13 protein-coding genes are annotated in these 18,673 nt (G+C 38.5%); 9 read left to right on the top strand and 4 right to left on the bottom strand.

Annotated features, from left to right (window positions below):
- Positions 1-5: 5 nt before the first annotated feature.
- A complete protein-coding gene (gene uvrA / locus EHQ52_RS00740; RefSeq protein ID WP_135613377.1) occupies positions 6-2,840 on the bottom strand; it encodes an excinuclease ABC subunit UvrA in 2,835 nt (944 codons plus the stop codon).
- 128 nt (positions 2,841-2,968) lie between these two features.
- Here uvrA and EHQ52_RS00745 point away from each other — a divergent pair, with 128 nt between their 5' ends.
- On the top strand, positions 2,969-4,681 hold the full coding sequence (locus EHQ52_RS00745; RefSeq protein WP_135613378.1) for a S49 family peptidase: 1,713 nt from the start codon (positions 2,969-2,971) through the stop codon (positions 4,679-4,681).
- A gap of 94 nt (positions 4,682-4,775) precedes the next feature.
- On the opposite strand, the gene EHQ52_RS00750 is transcribed toward EHQ52_RS00745, so the two are convergent.
- Positions 4,776-5,708, bottom strand: coding sequence for an L-threonylcarbamoyladenylate synthase (locus EHQ52_RS00750; protein WP_135613379.1), 933 nt, complete (start codon positions 5,706-5,708; stop codon positions 4,776-4,778).
- On the bottom strand, positions 5,695-7,281 hold the full coding sequence (locus EHQ52_RS00755; protein ID WP_135613380.1) for a glycosyl hydrolase family 18 protein: 1,587 nt from the start codon (positions 7,279-7,281) through the stop codon (positions 5,695-5,697). The genes EHQ52_RS00750 and EHQ52_RS00755 overlap by 14 nt, the downstream gene beginning before the upstream one ends.
- A gap of 151 nt (positions 7,282-7,432) precedes the next feature.
- Between EHQ52_RS00755 and EHQ52_RS00760 the strand changes: the two genes are divergently transcribed.
- Positions 7,433-8,146 (top strand): queuosine precursor transporter, encoded by a 714-nt coding sequence (locus EHQ52_RS00760; protein WP_135613381.1) that lies wholly within the window; start codon positions 7,433-7,435, stop codon positions 8,144-8,146.
- Positions 8,147-8,286: 140 nt separating this feature from the next.
- Here the strand turns inward: EHQ52_RS00760 and EHQ52_RS00765 are convergent, their stop codons facing one another.
- Entirely contained in the window at positions 8,287-8,628 is a 342-nt protein-coding gene (locus EHQ52_RS00765) for a hypothetical protein (RefSeq protein ID WP_135613382.1), read from the bottom strand.
- 99 nt (positions 8,629-8,727) lie between these two features.
- Between EHQ52_RS00765 and EHQ52_RS00770 the strand changes: the two genes are divergently transcribed.
- From EHQ52_RS00770 to EHQ52_RS00800, 7 genes are all read left to right on the top strand, one after another.
- Complete coding sequence (locus EHQ52_RS00770; protein WP_135613383.1) at positions 8,728-10,245, top strand: 2-isopropylmalate synthase; 1,518 nt, start codon at positions 8,728-8,730, stop codon at positions 10,243-10,245.
- Between the two features lie 133 nt (positions 10,246-10,378).
- Positions 10,379-12,403 carry an oxidoreductase gene (locus EHQ52_RS00775; RefSeq protein ID WP_135613384.1) on the top strand — a complete coding sequence of 675 codons (2,025 nt, stop codon included), beginning with the start codon at positions 10,379-10,381 and terminating at the stop codon, positions 12,401-12,403.
- Between the two features lie 51 nt (positions 12,404-12,454).
- Positions 12,455-14,863 carry a SpoIIE family protein phosphatase gene (locus tag EHQ52_RS00780; protein WP_135613385.1) on the top strand — a complete coding sequence of 803 codons (2,409 nt, stop codon included), beginning with the start codon at positions 12,455-12,457 and terminating at the stop codon, positions 14,861-14,863.
- Between the two features lie 130 nt (positions 14,864-14,993).
- Positions 14,994-15,329 carry an LIC14007 family protein gene (locus tag EHQ52_RS00785; RefSeq protein WP_100710131.1) on the top strand — a complete coding sequence of 112 codons (336 nt, stop codon included), beginning with the start codon at positions 14,994-14,996 and terminating at the stop codon, positions 15,327-15,329.
- A 115-nt stretch (positions 15,330-15,444) separates the two neighbouring features.
- Positions 15,445-15,915: an FKBP-type peptidyl-prolyl cis-trans isomerase gene (locus EHQ52_RS00790; RefSeq protein WP_100723911.1), complete on the top strand. Its 471-nt coding sequence runs from the start codon at positions 15,445-15,447 to the stop codon at positions 15,913-15,915.
- 6 nt (positions 15,916-15,921) lie between these two features.
- Positions 15,922-17,913, top strand: a complete 1,992-nt coding sequence (locus EHQ52_RS00795; RefSeq protein WP_135613386.1) for an ATP-dependent helicase — start codon at positions 15,922-15,924, stop codon at positions 17,911-17,913.
- Positions 17,876-18,670: a SprT-like domain-containing protein gene (locus EHQ52_RS00800; protein WP_135613387.1), complete on the top strand. Its 795-nt coding sequence runs from the start codon at positions 17,876-17,878 to the stop codon at positions 18,668-18,670. The genes EHQ52_RS00795 and EHQ52_RS00800 overlap by 38 nt, the downstream gene beginning before the upstream one ends.
- Positions 18,671-18,673 lie beyond the last annotated feature (3 nt).

Here is an 18,673-nt window from a genome sequence, read left to right on the forward strand (position 1 = left end):
AAAATTTAACCCGCCTTCTTCCCTGGATTTCCTAAAACTTTTTTCAGATATTGACCTGTGAAAGATTCTTTGACCTTTGCAATCTCTGTAGGAGTTCCTTCGGCGATAATTTTTCCGCCTCCTTCTCCTCCTTCCGGCCCTAAATCTATGATCCAATCCGCTTGTTTGATCACATCCAGGTTATGTTCGATCACTATCATTGAATTTCCGCGGTCTACAAGTGTATGTAAAACAGTCATCAAATGACGAACATCTTCAAAATGAAGTCCGGTAGTCGGCTCATCCAAGATGTATAAAGTTTTTCCTGTAGGCCTTTTGGATAATTCAGTAGCGAGTTTGATCCTTTGTGCTTCTCCACCTGAGAATGTTGTAGCGGGCTGCCCTAATTTAATATAGCCGAGACCTACTTCACCCAAGGTTTCCAGTTTTCTTTTTAATGCAGGAATATTCTCGAAGAATGGAACAGAATCCTCTACAGTCATCTCCAAGATTTCATAAATATTTTTGCCTTTATAACGAACTTCTAATGTTTCTTGGTTATAACGTTTTCCCTTACAAACATCGCAAGTCACATATACATCCGGAAGGAAGTGCATCTCAATTTTAAGGATACCATCTCCCTCGCAGGTTTCACATCTACCACCGCTTACGTTAAAGCTGAATCTTCCGGGAGAATAACCTCTGAGTTTGGATTCTTCTAATTGGGCGAACATATCACGGACCACTGTGAAAAGTCCGGTGTATGTCGCAGGGTTGGATCTAGGAGTTCTACCGATAGGAGATTGGTCTATATTAATGATTTTATCTATTTCTTCTAGACCAGTGATCTTCTCATGTTTTCCCCAGACGGTTCTCATCTTCATTACTTTATGAGCTGCGGCATTGTATAAGATATCATTGATCAATGTAGACTTGCCGGAACCGGAAACGCCTGTCACCACGATCAGTTTTCCAAGTGGGATCTCTACACTTACATTTTTAAGATTATTCTCTTTTGCGTTTACGATCTTAAGCTTTTTTCCATTTCCTGGTCGTACAGTTTTAGGAACTGGAATAAATTCTTTGCCGGATAAAAACTTACCAGTAAGTGAATTTTTATTTTTAGAAACTTCTTCAGGAGTTCCAGAACATACAATTGTTCCACCATGCACACCAGCACCAGGCCCCATATCGATGAGCCAGTCAGCTTCTTCCATGGTTTCTTGGTCATGTTCTACTACTAAAACTGTGTTCCCAAGATCTCGCAAATCCTTAAGAGTATTTACTAATTTAGTATTATCTCTTTGGTGAAGCCCGATAGAAGGTTCATCTAAAATATATAATACACCTTGGAGTCTAGATCCGATCTGAGTAGCAAGTCTGATCCTTTGAGCTTCTCCACCGGAAAGTGTTCCGGCAGCACGTTCTAAACTTAAATAACCAACACCAACATCATTCAAGAAAGTGAGCCTTTGTTGGATTTCCTTCAAGATAGGCCTTGCGATTATTTCTTCGCTTCCTTTAGGCTTCATTGATTTTACGAAGTCCAGGCCCTTCTCCACACTAAAAGCTGAGAATTTGTCTATGGTCAGACCGTTTACTTCTACATGAAGACTGACTGGTTTCAGACGTTTTCCTTCGCAGGCAGGACAATGATGGTTGGTCATATATCCTTCTAACTGCTGGCGTCTTGCTTCTGAGCCTTCTTTATATCTTCTTTTTAAGTTAGGGATTACACCTTCGAATTCTCTACTGAACTCATAGTGGGATTTTTCATTTCTGAAATCGTAATCTATTTTGAGATTTTTATCTCCGTAAAGAATCGTATCTCTGACTTTTTTAGGAAGGTCCTTCCAAGGAATATTATAATCGAATTTTAATTTTTTAGCTAAAGAGTGAACTGTTGTTAAAAACCAATAACTATTACTCTTTGCTCCTGCCCATGCTTCTATACAACCTTCGACTAGAGAAAGTTCCGAATCTGTGATTAAAAGATCTTCGTCGAATTCTAAAAGGCTTCCGAGTCCGTCGCAGGTCTCGCAGGCTCCGAATGGAGAGTTAAATGAAAATAATCTAGGAGAAAGTTCAGGTAAAGATTCTTCCGGGTGATTCGGGCAGGAAAGTTTTTGGGAGAATGTATGGTCCTTCTTCCCATCATCCATTAAAAGAATTCCCTCTGATTGTTTGAGTGCAGTCTCGACCGAGTCAGTCAAACGAGAACGGATCCCGTCTTTGATCACAAGACGATCTACAACGATCTCAATCGTTGCCTTAAAACTTTTTTTAAGAACGATCTCTTCGTCTAAAGTTTTGATCTCACCGTTCAAACGAATTCTATTAAATCCGTCTTTTCTGATCTTCTCCAGAACATCTTTATGCTCTCCCTTCTTCCCAGAAACAATAGGAGCTAAAATTTGGATCTTAGTTCCTTCCGGAAAATTTAGAATTCTTTCTGTGATTTGGTCAATGGAGAGAGATTGGATTGGAGTTCCACAAATTGGACAATGAGGTTTTCCTACTCTTGCATAAAGAAGACGGAGATAATCATAAATCTCTGTCACAGTTCCTACGGTGGATCTAGGGTTACGATGTGTGGTCTTCTGCTCTATAGAAATTGCAGGAGAAAGTCCTTCGATCAGATCCAGATCAGGTTTTTCCATTTGACCTAAAAATTGTCGAGCGTATGCGGAGAGACTTTCTACATATCTTCTCTGTCCTTCTGCATAGATTGTATCGAAAGCAAGAGAAGATTTACCGGAACCGGAAAGTCCAGTAATCACCACGAGTTTATCCCGTGGAATATCCACATTGATGTTTTTAAGATTATGCTCCCGAGCTCCTCGGATGCGGATATGATCCAAACGAATAACCCTCTCTTAGGTTTCAGATAATTTCTGGAAAGCCAGGCTGAAAAGCGGTTTTCCTTCCGTAATTTTACGTTTTCCGGAATAAATGTCCGTTTTACTTTGGTCGCCAAAAGGAATTTTCAATGTTTAGAATTCTGTTCTCTATTGTCTTTTTACCGATCCGGATTTTGTTCCAAGGATTTCGGATATTATCCTGGATCATCCGCAAGGGAGATCATTTCTATTTAGAAATTCCTTCTTCATTCTCCTTTGATAGAAAATCTTTTTTCGTCAAACTATTGGTTCCTAAAGAAGAAGCTCCCTTCTTGGTGGATTTTTTATTGGGATTGAAGGCTTTAACTAAAGTCCCAGGTTTGAAAAAAGTTTCTTTCCATATTTCTAATCCTGAATACGGATTTGGAGAAGTTTGGAATATTTGCGAAACAATCCAGACATTGAACGAAAAAGGAATTGAGACTTCCGGTTTTTGTTTAGGAGGAGGAACTAAAGCATTATTATTACTTTCTCAATGCAAGTATAGATATACTTCTTCTGCGGCTGAATTTTTCCCGATACTCCCTTCTGCTGAACCTTATTTTTTTGGAGGAGCCGCTAAAAAGTTCGGTATAGGTGTAGAAGCTTATGCAAGTGGCGCATTCAAATCATTCGGAGAAACTTTCCAAAGAACATCTTTTTCCGCTCCTGCTCGTAAAAATTTAGAAGCATTATTAACAGATTATAAAGAACTACTTTTTTCAGGATTTAAGAAGTCCTCGAATTTGGATCTGAAAGTTTTAGAAGAACCAATCATCAATTCTGAAAAATTAAAGAAAATCGGATTTATCACTGAGTTTGTAGAAGAAGACGAATTCGAAGAAAACTATCTATTCGAAAATTATAAAAAAGAGAAAGAAACAGATAAACCTAAATTTAAAAAATTAAGCGCTAAAGGTTTCAGACTATATCATAAAAAATCTAATTTTACTATTATCTCTAAATCCGTTCCGATCGTTGCAGTTCTACCAGTCCAAGGGAATATTCTTCCCGATTTAGGAAGAGAAGAAGATTTTAGATCCAGACAAGTTTCTTTCAGGTACTACCAAGAAATTTTCAAAGATCTAAAAGAAGATCCAAAGGTAGCGGCGGTCATTTTAGAAATGAACTCTCCTGGAGGAAGCGCACTTGTATCTGAGCTTCTTTATAGAGAGATCAAAAAACTCGCAGAGAAAAAACCTGTAATCACATACGTATTGAATGTAGCTGCTTCCGGTGGTTATTATTTAGCTTGTGGTACCCAAAAAATCCATGGAACTCCCTATTCAATCGTTGGTTCCATTGGTGCAGTCATGATGAGATTCGAATTGAAGAAATTGTACGATAAATTTGGAGTCCAAAAAGAAAGGATCGGATTTTATCCTCATAGAGATATTCTATCAGAATACGGAAAACTTTCTCCTAAGTCGGAACAATTCCTAAGAAAAGAAGTTTTGAGATCCAGGGATTTATTCTATAGCCGAGTAATAGAATCTAGAAAGACCAGTTTCCAAGAATTAGAAAAACATTATGGAGAAGGCCGTATCTTCTCCGGAGAAACTTTCCGCAAATCAGGATTTTTAGATTCCTGCGGTTCATTTTTAGATATATTGCAAGATCTAAAAACAGAGCTCAAATCCAAGAAGATAGATGTGCGTTATCTTCCTGGAACCTATAGCTGGAAAGACTTAGTCCAGGATCTAAAACCTGGAATGCAACTCTCTAGGTTTTCCTTCTTTTCTAAGTTACATGCGGAGAAGAAGCGGAATCCAATGGAAGTTTTACACTTCTCAGAAATCGCAGGTGAACTATCGAAAATATAGCTGCATTTGGCGCGCAGAGACCGCGAAGGACACAGAGTTTAAAAGTTTTTGATATTCCCTCCGTGAACTCTGCGATCTCGGTGCGAACCCTACTCTATTCTTGGGCTTTTAAAATACGATTTAGAAGAGCTTCTTTGCCGGAGGCGTTTGCAGGTGGAAAACAATAAATTTTAGAAATTCCTAAACGATCACAATCTCTAAAGAATGAGTATAAATTTTTCATATACTCTGAGTTATTACGAAGGTCTAAAGCGAATTTCCAACCTCTGGTAAGACTTATGCCAATCGCAGCCGATTCTCTGTCTGGAGTTTGGCTTTCTGCAAAGATCACCTTTGCTTTAGGAGCATAATGTTTATATTTCACTCCAGGACTCGATGGAGTATCGCCTTCTTTTAACTCAGTATAATCTTCTAGATCAGGAACATATTTTTGTAACTCTTCCCATCCAAAATATCCAGGACGGAGAAGTTTAGGTGGAGAAATTGAAAAATCCACAACGGTAGATTCTAAACCAATTTCAGGATCTGGACCTTTTAAGATGAGATCCACGAGTCCATCAAACTCAGAGATTGCATCATCCAATCTTGTGATAGAAGGCTGTCCTGAAAGATTTGCAGAAGGAGCAGAAACTGGTCCTCCAAAATAAGAAAGCATTTCTAAAGTTTTGGGATGAGAAGGAACTCTTACTGCAATCGTAGTCAGTCCAGTAGAAAAAACAGACTTATCCTTCTTCTTTAAGACCAAACTCAAGGCTCCAGGCATAAATTGCCTGATCAATATCCTAGCGCTTTCAGGAACTTCTCCAATATCAGGAATGAGAGCAGGATTCCCCAAATGAACAATGAGAGGATTATCCGCAGGGCGGTTTTTGATTTTATAAATTTCTAAACAAGAGGAAAGATTTCTGGAATCCGCACCAATACCATAAACAGTCTCGGTAGGAAATAAAACGATCCCTCCCTCTTTCAGCACTTTTGCTGCGAGAGAAGGATCTTCTGTGATGATTGTAATTTTATTTTTTGACAAGATCCTGAGTATTCTTGGCTTCTTCCTGACCTTCTTCCGGAGGAGCTTGTTTTACATCCGGAGTTGGAGTTACAGGCTCTTTCGCTTTTGGAACTGGTGGAAGTTTATTCGTTACAAGCAATTCTAGGTAATCATTGATCCCTGGATCGTTATCCTTTAATAATTGCCAGAAAGAGAATCCACCAATATCATAAGATCTTAATAAAGTCATTTTTTCTTCGAAAGCTTTTCTGTTCATGAAGAATGCAACACGGTCACAACCTTCTGACTTATACCAGATACTAGGATCTTCGTAAGTTTTACCTTGGTGAACCCAACTGAACTTGGAAAGATTTGTCCAAGAATCAGAGTTCTTATTATCTGCTAAAACTTGTGTGATATTCGTAGGCTGTTTGGTCACACCAAGTTGTTGGCGTTTTAATGCGTCTGACCAATATACTGCCTTGATCTTTGCATTACAATTTAGAGCCCAATCATATCCGTAAGTCGGGATTGCCATATATAATTTTTTAGCAGGAACTCTTTCTTTTGCGTAAGTGATAATATTTCTGATCCAAACGTTTGGAGCCTGAGGTCCAGGTCCTGGGTTTCTATACTTACGAGGATGAAGTTCGTAAGCCATCACCTTTACACGGTCTGCATGTTTTGCTAAGAAAGCGTAATCGTGGGTCATTGGACCTCTCCAATTCTCAGCAAAATCCATATTAATTTTTTCTTTTAGACCCTTACATGCTTTTAGACCGGATTTTTTAGCCGCAGTTTTAGGGTGAACAGCTACAGAAAGAAGTTTTCCACGTTTGTGGATCTCTTTGGAGAGAATAACGATGAACTCTTCAAACTTCTCTTTTTTCTCGCAGCTCATTCCTTCGTAATCAATATCAATACCATCGAAATTGTAAGTATCTACTTCATATAGAATGTTCTGGATATGTTTGTCTCTGATATCATTACGTCCGTTCAGACCAATGTTTTCAGAAATTTTCTCATTCTTATTTTCCCAACGGAAGATAGTAGGAATGATCTTAACTTTTGGATTTAAAGATTTAAGTTCTGCAACACGAGCGTGTTTTTGAGCAGATCCCCAAAGAGAATAAAGATCTCCGTTATTTGTCTCTCTTCCTTTGAATCCATAGATAAATGGATGGATCTCATTATAAAGATGAACAGTATGTTTCATCGCTTCATAGTCTGAGAACCAGGTAGAAGCTCTAAAAGCAGGATCATCTTCGATTTCAGACTCAGAAGAACTTACTGTGCCTGAAGTCCCATCAGATTCGGAAGAAGGACTGTTGGAATTCCACCATTTCTTCCAAGATTCCCATGCTCCTTCTGTAGGAGCCAGGTCTGATTTGAGAGTAGTATTTTGGAATGCTACCTGCTCTGTTCCTGTTTGGACAGAAGCAGTTTTAGGATCTGCCTTTAAGGCTTGGAGTCCTAGATAAAAAGAAATTCCGGAAAGTAAAACCCAAGTCAGGCTCACTAGGCTTGTTTGCCATAGAGGCTGCTTTTTAGGTTGGTAAGGGACTGGGCGGATCAAGTCCTCTGGGGTGTAAGGTTCATCGTTTGGATTCATTTGAGCTCTATATATTTATCGAATCGCGGAGGCCAAAAGTAAAGCACCGACTGTCTTCCAGTGATTTATAGGTAGTCTACCTGTCAAACGTTTGTGGGATTCTGTCTGTTCTTTGATTGACAGAGACTTAATTCGCAAGATTTTTCCTCAGATGCAATTTCACCGGCCTTTCAAACTATTTTTCGTTTTAGGTTCTATCTTCATAACCTTCCTTTTGATGGCAGAGGTGACTGGCTCTAAATGGTTCCAAGTTACGATAGGAAGTAACGCGCTGACCATGACCTTGGGTGTGATCCCTTTCCCGATCACATTTATCGTAACGGACCTTTTGAATGAGTATTATGGAAGAAGAGGTGTTCGATACCTAACCCTAGTTGGAATGGTTATGATCGTTTTGGCATTCTTTCTTCTTCAATTGGACATGGCTATTCCCGCAGCAGGAAATTCTCCCGTGGATGACCATTCCTTTCAGGTGGTATTCTTTAATACAGGACAAGTAATCACTGGTTCTATCGTAGCCTACCTGATCGGGCAGCTTGTGGACATCCAAGTCTTTCATTTGATCCGCAAAAAGACCAAAAACAAACTCCTTTGGTTGAGAGCTACAGGTTCTACAATCTTCTCCCAGCTTTTGGATTCTTATGTCGTTATCTTTGTGGCTTACTGGGGAACTTACGAATTCCAAACTCTCAATTCTATCTCTTATACAAACTTCTTCTATAAGATCTTTATTGCGATCGGGATCACTCCTTTGATCTATCTAGCTCATTACTGGATTGAAAAGTATTTAGGAGAAGATGCCCACAAAATGGCAGAGGCGGCTCTCAAAGAAGGAAAAGAAGAAGTTCAGCCATATCCAGGTTAATGGTTCACACAGAGATCACGGAGCACACAAAGATTTCGAGAATAATATTAAATATCTTCTTCCCTTTGCGGCTTCGCGTGAAAATAACAATAAGGAAGATATTTTGGGATTACGCAAAGGCGCTAAGACCGCTAAGGATACTAATACCAATATAGCCAAATCCGGTTTTTCCAAGTGTCTAGATAAGAAGAATACTTTTCGGTCCCGGATTCCTTCTCGAAACCGGCGCTCAAAAGTTGCGTTTCGAAAGATTCGACCTTGGCCCTTTCGATCTTCCAAACCAAAGTTCCTGGAGTTACAGGGCATTCTTCTGTTTCTTTGCTAAAGATAACTCTTTGATTATCGGAAAATAGAAGTTCCGCATGACCGGGACTCGCGACCTGGACTTCTCCACCGAAAAGATCTGAGTAAAGTTTGGCAGACTTAGAACAATCTTCTGATTTTAAACTGGCTCCATAGAAACTGAGAGAGTCTTTCTGCATAATCTAAGTCTAACCTCCGAAAGCTTTAAACCCGGTATTTATTAGGTTTACGGCCCGATTCAGACTATAATTTTGGAGTTAGGGAAGTTTTCCAAGCATATGAACTCAAATTTGGATTTTGTTCGGATTTTCGATACCACTCTCCGCGACGGAGAACAATGCCCGGGTGCTGCAATGAGCGAGAATGAGAAGATAGAGATCGCACTCCAACTCGCTAAAATGAATGTGGATGTGATCGAAGCAGGTTTCCCGGTTTCTTCTCCAGTCCAATTCCAAGCAGTCCAAAGAATTTCCAGAGAGATAGAAGGCCCAATTATCGCGGCACTCGCAAGAGCAGTTCGTCCAGACTTAGAAGCTGCAGCAAAAGCAATCATCCCCGCTAAAAAAAGAAGAATTCATACTTTTATCGCATCTTCCCCCATTCATATGAAATTCAAACTAGGCAAAGATCCTGCTGAAGTTTTGAAAATGGCTGTGGAAGCTGTCAAGATCTGCAGAGACCATGTAGACGATGTGGAATTTTCTCCAGAAGATGCAACTCGTTCAGAGCCAGAGTTCCTAAGAGAACTTTGTGAAGCAGTGATCGAAGCTGGTGCTACCACAATCAATATCCCGGACACTGTAGGATATACAACACCGTACGAGTATGGAGAATTATTCAAATTTTTGATCCAAAATGTGAAAGGAAGTGAGAAAGCAATCTTCTCCGCGCATTGCCATAATGATCTAGGACTTGCAACTTCCAATAGCCTTGCTGCAATTTTAAACGGAGCAAGACAGATTGAATGTACTGTAAACGGTATCGGAGAAAGAGCTGGCAATACCGCAATGGAAGAAGTGGTAATGGCGCTTCGTACACGTAAGGACAAATTCGGATTACAAACCAGGATCCAAACGGAAGAAATTGCAAAGGCTTCTTATCTAGTAAAAACAATCACTGGAATGGTGGTACAACCTAATAAAGCGGTTGTAGGTGCAAACGCATTTGCTCATGAATCAGGAATCCACCAAGACGGTGTTTTGAAAAATAGAGAAACCTATGAGATCATGACTCCAGAAAGTGTTGGGATCCAATCCAACAGAATGGTACTCGGAAGACATAGCGGAAGAGCTGGTTTCAAAGATCGGATCGTTCGTTTAGGATTCAGCCCTCACGCAGAAGAATTAGAAGCCGCATACCAAAGATTTTTAGAGATCGCAGATCGTAAAAAAGAAATTTTCGATGAGGATATTCGCGCACTATTTGCAGATGAATCCAGAAAATCTTCCAAAGATAAATTTGTATTAGAAAGTTTTCATGTAACTACAGGAACTAAGAGCACACCTACTGCAAGTATCCGACTTTCTATCGAGGGAAATCTAAAAGAAGAATCCGCAACTGGTGACGGTCCAGTAGATTCTATCTTCAAAGCAATCCAGAAAGCAACTATCTCCGACGTAGAACTCATTAAGCTCGTAATCTCTCCGGTAACAGAAGGACAAGACGCTTTGGCAGAAGCTTCCGTTACTTTAGAAAAACATGGAGAAAGAGTCGTAGGAAAAGCAAGCTCCACTGATATTATTGAGGCTTGTTCTCAAGCATATATCTCTGCATTAAATCGTTTTTCTATGAATTGAAATTTTTGCCGAATCATGTTCGGTATCTATTTTCAAATTTCCTAGAAAAACCGTTGCCTTTTCCAAATTCCGGTAAAATCCTTTCTCAGTAGAACGACTGTTCTACTCAAATAAAAAGAAAGGTGAACTGCGAATGTCTTCTTTAGATATTTCCCCAATCTTTCGCCCGATAGAGATCGGAGCCGAAACTATTCCTAATCGTATTATCATGGGATCCATGCACTTGGGTTTGGAAGGAATGCCCAAAACTGCAGATAGAATGGCTGCATTCTATGGCAAAAGATTCGAAGGTGGAGTTGGGCTCATTACCACCGGAGGAATTTCGGTGAATGCAGAAGGAAAAGGTTCCAATATATTTTTCGATTTCCAAAAGGAAGAAGACTGCCAAGAACTTGAAAAAGTCGCATCCGTTCTCAAGCCGATGGGAATTTTCTGCGCACAATTATTCCATGCAGGAAGATATGCCTACCACAGAGAACTTGTAGGACCTTCTGCGCTACGCGCACCTATCAATCGATTCATACCAAAAGAACTTTCTACAGAAGATGCTTGGAGAACCATTCGTGATTTTGGATCTTCCGCATTACGTGCTAAACAAGTGGGTTTTAGAGCAGTAGAAGTTATGGCCTCAGAAGGATATTTGGTAAACCAATTCTTCTCCGAAGTAACAAACAAAAGATCCGATGAATTCGGTGGTTCTCCTGAAAACCGCAGAAGATTTGCAATCGAGACGATGAAAGAAGTCCGCAAACAAGTAGGGCCAGGATTTCCTGTTATCGTAAGAATGTCAGGGATTGATTTGATCCCAGGCAACCCAACCTTCGAAGAAGTAATTTCTCTTGCTAAAGAATTAAAAGAAGCAGGAGCAGATGCATTGAATATCGGGATCGGTTGGCATGAATCTAGAATTCCTACTATTTCTCAATTAGTCCCAAGAGGAGCTTGGGCAAAGATCGCAGGTAAAATAAAAACATCCGTTCCAGGAATTCCAATCATTGCTTCTAATAGGATCAATATGCCGGAAACAATCATCCAAGTATTGAATGCTGGAGAAGCGGACATCGTGAGTATGGCAAGACCATTCTTAGCAGACGCAGAAATCGTAAATAAGATCAAAGAAAACCAAACTGAAAGAGTCAATACATGTGTGGCATGTAACCAGGCCTGTTTGGATCATACTTTCAAAGAAGAAATGGTTTCTTGTTTGGTAAACCCTTCTGCAAATAGAGAGCTGGACTGGAAATCTCTTCCTCAGGCAAAAAGACAAAGAGTTGTAGTAGTTGGTTCCGGTCCTGGAGGAATGGAATCTGCAAGAGTTGCCGCTTTACGTGGCCACGAAGTAATTCTTTTAGAAGCTTCTGGAAAATTAGGAGGCCAATTAAATTTGGCTGCAGCTATTCCAGGTAAATTCGAATTTTTTGAAACGATCCGCTATTTCAAAAACGAACTTCCTCGTTTAAAAGTAGATATTCGTCTGAATACAAAAGCAGATCTGAAACTATTGGATGATCTGAAACCGGATGCAGTGATATTTGCAACTGGAGTTCTTCCTAGAAACCTGAACCTTCCTGGTTTAGAAAAAAAGCCGCATGCAAGTTATGTTGAGTTCCTAAATGGGACATTCAAGGCAGGTTCCAAAGTTGCTATCATCGGCGGCGGAGGGATCGGCGTGGACGTGGCTCATAAGCTTACCGAAGAGAAGGACCCGGATATTCCTACCTATTTCGAAAAGTATAATGTGAACTCTTATACACAAGCTGTGATCCAACCAGAAACCGCTCACAGAAAAGTTTCCATTCTCAGAAGAAATGGAAAAGTAGGAGCAGGTCTTGGTGCTACAACCTCTTGGGCACTTCTACAAGAATTACAATCCAAGGGTGTAGATTTCCTTTCTTCTCTTACCTATAAAGAAGTAACTGATAAAGGTCTTGTAATAGAAACCAAAAAGGAAGGAGCAAAAGTTTTAGAATGTGATTCTATCATTCTTTGCGCCGGACAAACAAGTGATGCTTCTTTATATGAAACATTCAGCAAAGAAAGAAGTAATATTCCTTCTTATCTGATAGGTGGAGCAAAGGACGCTTCTGGCATAGATGCTAAACGTGCTATGTTAGAAGGTTATTTAGCAGCGTCCAAGATAGGAACAGAACAAAACTAAAAAAGTACAATCGGTTAGATAGATTTCATACCCGCTTTCTCGGAGGCAGGTATGAAATCAAAATTAGGGATCTGCATATTTTCCGTTCTACTCAGTATTGGAACGAATACATTTTTTCATTCTCTGGAATATGGAGAATGGATTTATTCAAAATTATTTTTACAGCCAAAACAAAACGATCCATGTAAATCTTCACTCTTCTTGGAAAATGGTTGGGAAGTTTCGGAACTATCCGGGAAGAAGATCGGGACCTTTTTTTTACCAAGAAATTTTTCAGATTTAGCTCATCCTACTCTTCTAATTTCTAAATCTATTTCCTTTTCAGAACTTCCTAATTGCGAACTTTCTCTTCTTCTTGGAAAAACTTCAGAAGGAACAAAAGTATTTTGGAATGGAATACTTCTTTCCGAAAGATCAGAATCGAATGGACGATTTGATCTTAGCTATGATAAGAAGAAGATTTACAATTCACTTCCCATCCTAACAGAAAACAAGATTGAAATTTTAGTCTCTGAATATTTCGAAAATGAAATCGGGATTTCAGAAGGGATTGTCACACTTGGAAATTCGAAAGATATTCTACAAAAACATTATAAATTTCAGATTTATTATTTAATTCTAATTTCTACATTTCTATTACTCGGGATCTATTTGATTTTCCTAACAATACAAGAGAGAAAGATAGAATCTCATTTTCATTTTGGAATATTTTTGATCTTATTCTTTCTGTTTTCCCTTTTTAGCTCTGAATGGAAATATGAATTAGATTGGAATTTTTTACTCTGTAAAAAAGCAGAGTATATTTCTCTAAGCTTTCTATTTCCATTTTTCACTTTTTTCTTTTCTAAGTTTTGTAGGGATAAATATCATCCTTTTGAATTTCCTCTATTTTTATGGGCAGGATTTGTATCCTTCTTATTTGTTTATTCTTCCAGTCCATTAGAATTAGATAAACTAAATCGAACTCTTCTGCAACCTTCTTGGATTGTATATCTTTGGATCCTAATTATATGCCTTAAGTCCAGATTATCTGAAGAAGATTGTGCCGGGTTCTGGGGATCGATATGTTTTTTAGTATTTTCGATTCTTTTAGATATCGCATCGGCCCGGGCATGGATCATATTTCCAAGATGTTCAGAATATTCTATCCTGGGATTTATATTATTCTGCTCTTTCAGGATTTCAGGTAGATTTGTAGAAATGAAAAATCTGCTAAAATACTGGAATGAAAAACTCCAAGAAGAAGTATCTATAAAAACAAAAGAATTGAGAGAATGTTTAGCAAATGTCCGCAGCTTAAAGGAAAAGCAGGATGGAGATTATTTCTTAATCAGTGTCTTACAATCCTCTTTTCAAAATAAGATTAGAACTTTTGGTGATTTTAAAATTGAAACCTTGGTTTCTCAATTTAAGACATTCGAATTCAAATCTAAGCCAGGAGAGATTGGAGGAGACCTGGTTTGTATGGAAGAAATCCGGATCGGAACCAGAAAATTCCTGGCAATTCTGAACGCAGACGCAATGGGAAAATCTCTGCAAGGAGCCACAGGCGCATTACTCGCCTCCTCCATGTTTAAGTCTCATATCGATTCATCTACATCCGGATTTTATACTCCTGAAACCTGGATTGTTTCCTTATATAGAAAGATCCATGGACTATTCCAGAGTTTTGATGGAAACCTATTTGCTACTGGGATATTGGCGATTTTAGATCCTGAAAATTCTTCTGTCTTCTTCTTGAATTCTCAACATCCACCTTCTATTCTTCTTAGAAATAATATCTCGGGATATATAGAAAATGAAACTTCTTACAAGATGGGAATTCCAATCTTAAAAGAAATTCCCAAAGTATATTGTATTTCTTTAAAGGAAAATGATTCACTCATTTTTGGTTCGGATGGAAGAGAAGATCTGAGATTAAGAACAAAAAATAGAGAGGTAGATTCTCTTTCTGATACATTCTTATCGGAAGTTTCGAATACGAATGCAGATCTTATTCTTCTCAAAAATAAAATGGAAGAATATGGGGATTATATAGATGATCTAAGTTTGGTAAGAATTTTTAGAAATGAAAATTCTCAAAAAAGATCCAGAGATATCTGGAGAGAAACTTCTAAAACAAAAAGTCTTCAAAAAGGAATTCTACTTTGGAAGAAAGGTGATAAAAAAATTGCATGCTCCTTCTTCTCCAAACTAAGCAATGAAGATCCGACAGACAAAGATCTGGCTTATATCACTGCTTGGGCTTATTGGAAATGTGGAGAATTAGAAAAGGCTAAAACATATTCCGAAAAACTGTTGTATAGAGATCCTAAAAACCATCAGAATCTTGTACTATTAGCAAAAATTTATTTTCAATTAGGGATTAAGGATGTTATACTTCTAGGCTTACTGGAGGGTACCGGATTGGACGTGCAAAGATTGTTCCGTCCAACAGATAATTTTAGAAAGGTTTCCTAAAACATTCTCTAAACTAAGGTCCGTTTTGTGACGCAGAAATGCCAAAACTATTCTTTCCCGTTGACTTTTTGCGGGTATGTTTCTTAATGGAAACCACATTTTCCTCTGGTTTCTAGAGGAGTTATCCATAATGAAAGTATACTCAGCAGACAGAGTGCCGAACTCAGCAGATTATAATTTATACGTAACCGAAGGGAGCGCCAAGACCAGGCTTAGTTTATTCGAGCCTGATCTCCCTGGGTATTTCGAATTAGCTGAAAATGATAAAATTCTAAAGTCTTTGGCATATACAGTTCTTCTAAACTATACCCAAGACAGAGAATTCGCTCTTAGGAATACAAATCGTTTCCTGAATTTTTTAAGTGATATTGTTCACAGAGATTCTTGGTTCTTCCTGGCCAATCGAGTTGAACAGTTCATTAAAGATGTAGAGAATTTCGGAGTCGAAATTTCCTACGACTTTTGACTTAGCCTCAAAAATCTGATTGTCCTAGGATCTTCCAAGAATATACTAACTTAAATCACGTGCCGGAACTTCCCTCCCTAACCCGTCAAAGGGCCTTTCCCGGTTGGAGCAATAAATGAACCCAAGAGTAGTGACTTTTCACTATAAATTAACAGATAAAGAAGGAAACGAAATCGATTCTTCTCAAGGAAGCCATCCCCTTTCTTATCTGGAAGGAACCGGACAGATTATTGCCGGTCTTGAAGATGAAATCAAAGGTATGAATGCAGGAGATAAAAAAGTAATCTCCGTTAATGCTGACAAGGCTTATGGCCAAAAAAATCCAGAATTAGTTTTTGATGTGCCTAAAAGCCAATTCCCAGAAGGGGAAGAATTGAGTGTAGGAATGATGTTCCAAACTGACGAGCCGGATACTGTTTATACGATTACTGATATCAAGGGAGAATCTGTGATCGTGGACGGAAACCATCCTCTAGCTGGGGTGGATCTGATTTTCGATGTTCAGATCGTAAATATCAGAACAGCAACCGACGAAGAAGTGAGTCACGGACATGTTCACGGTGAGGGGGGACATCACCACCACTGATCTCAAATGACTGCCTCCTTAGAGTCACTTAACGAAAAACAAAAGGAAGCTATCGAGACCCTAAACGGCCCGGTTTTAGTGATCGCCGGTGCCGGAACTGGAAAAACAAAAACAATCGTCCACAGACTTTCCAAATTAGTCGAATCAGGCATTCCTGCCGAAAATATCCTACTTCTTACATTCACTCGCAAAGCTTCTCGAGAAATGCTTTCGAGAGCCGTATCTCTATTGGACAAACGATGTGCTCGAGTCCACGGAGGAACATTCCATTCCTTCGGAAGTCATATTCTCAGAAAATATGCACCTGTTCTTGGATTCTCCTCTCAGTTTTCAGTTTTGGATGAATCGGATACTTCTGATATATTCCAACTTTTAAGAACAGAAGGAGAATATGCAAAGCAGAAGTCTAGGTTTCCTTCTAATGATACATTGATCTCCCTCCACTCTTCTATTATCAATCGTGGCAAATCATTAGAAGAATTATTAGAAGCAGAAAATCCTAAGTTCTTAGACCAAAAATCTGCTATTCGTAAAATTTTCCAAGAGTATGCGAATTATAAAAAACAAAGATCTCTTTTAGATTATGATGATCTATTGACCTATACAAGAGACCTTCTGAACAAGAATGAAACAGTTCGAAAAAAAGTCTCGGAACAATACAAATATATCATGGTAGATGAATTTCAGGATACAAATCAGATCCAAGCTCATATCACATGTTTACTCGCGTTAGATCATGAAAATATTTTAGTCGTTGGTGATGATGCACAAAGTGTATATTCCTTTCGAGGAGCCGACGTAAATGGAATATTCAATTTTCCGAAACTATTTCCTAAAACAAAAACGATCTATTTAGAAAGAAATTACAGGAGCACTCCGTCTATTCTAAATCTTGCAAATGTGGTCCTGGCTAATTTTAGGGAAAAATATGAGAAGTATCTATATACCAAAAATGAAGACTTCCAAAAGCCTACCTTGATCGGTTATGCAGACGAATTAGAAGAAGCAGAAGGAATCGCAGATCTGATCTTGGAAAGAAGAGAAGATGGTGTTCCTTTAAAAGATATTGCAGTTCTATTTAGATCCGGCTGGAATTCGAACCAGTTGGAACTTGTTCTTTCTCAGAGAAATATTCCATTCTTAAAATTCGGTGGAAAAAAATTCGTAGAAAGCGCTCATGCTAAAGATTATCTTTCTCTTCTAAAAATAAGGGAGAATAAGACTGACTCGGTTTCTTGGCTAAGAGTTTTGTTACTTCTTCCTGGAATTGGAGCTGCAAAAGCAAGATCCATCTTAACTGACCTAGAAAAGTCAGGCGGAAATTTGGAAAGAATCGTTTCCGAATCCAAGGGTACCACTGCTTCTCATTTAAAAGAATTAAATCATTTAATCAACGAGTCTGAAAAAGACTTAAAAAACCTTTTAGGGAAATTCATAGATTATTATTCTCCTTTACTCGAAAAGAAATATGATGATTTCAAAAGAAGATTAGAAGATCTGAATGCATTTTTAACTCTTTCCCAAAAATACGAAACTTTACACGAATTTTTAGTGGATATGAGTTTAGAGGGGCCAAGCCCCAGCCTGGACAAAATTTCCCCAGAAGAGGAAGATGAAAGATTAGTTCTATCCACGGTCCATTCTTCCAAAGGATTAGAATTTGATACTGTAGTTCTTTTAAATGTTTCAGAAGGTTCTTTTCCTTCCGGCAGAGGCGAAAAAAACTTAGAAGAAGAAAGAAGATTATTCTATGTGGGAATAACAAGAGCCAAGAAAAAACTGGTGCTCACCTACCCTCAAATCTCCCAGCAAAAAAATTCACAATATTTCAATCGAGTTTCCAGATTCATCGATGAAATTAAAGACCCCGAAAAAGTAATAGATAAAAGTTTTATCAATAAAAAAGAAGAAACTTCCGGTCCTTCTTCTTCCCAAAATCCTCAGCAAATCAGTGATTCAGATGCCAGAAAAAGAATTAGAGAGTTTTTCGGTTCCTGATCCGAGTTCAGATCGAAACTGGGAAGAACTTCTAGTTTCTATTTGGGATTCTTTGAAAATCAAATCCAGACGTTTCAAGGAAAGCCAGGTACGTACTGTAGAACTCAAATTTTATCCCTATAGAAACGGAAATCATTCTGTATCTTATCATAACGGCCTCTTAACCGCGAAATTTCATACTTCCTTATTGGAAGCAAGAGAAGAGACAATATTATCCTTTGTTTCATTACTCATTTCTAAATTGTTGGGACTCAAACCAAAACCATCCTGGAAAGAAGAAGTTGCCGAATTCCTAAATTCTCTTCCTGAATCTGGACCTATAAATTTCAAAAAATTGAAGGAAACCGGAGTTGCTTACGATCTAAAGGTCATTCTGGAAAAAATTTCTTCTTTCTATTTTCCTAAAATGGATGCAAAACTTCTTTCTATCGGCTGGGCAGATCGTTTGGGAAAGAGACGATTGGGTAGTTACGAAAAACGGAATATGAATATACGTATTAGCCCCATCCTGGACCATAAAGAGGTCCCACTTTATGTTATAGAACATGTAGTACATCACGAAATTCTACATCATATTCTTCCGAGTAGAGTTAAAAACGGCCAAAACTCGATCCATAGCCCTGAATTCAAACGTAAGGAAAAAGAATACGTTAGATACAGAGAGGCCATAAATTGGTTGAAAATGGAATATCCTAAGTTTCTAATAAAACACCAGAGAGAAATTGGCCTTAGGCTGAGATCAGAATTTTACAGATAAACT

Origin of the sequence: Leptospira koniambonensis (assembly GCF_004769555.1) — a bacterium.
In the GTDB taxonomy this organism is placed as follows: domain Bacteria; phylum Spirochaetota; class Leptospiria; order Leptospirales; family Leptospiraceae; genus Leptospira_B; species Leptospira_B koniambonensis.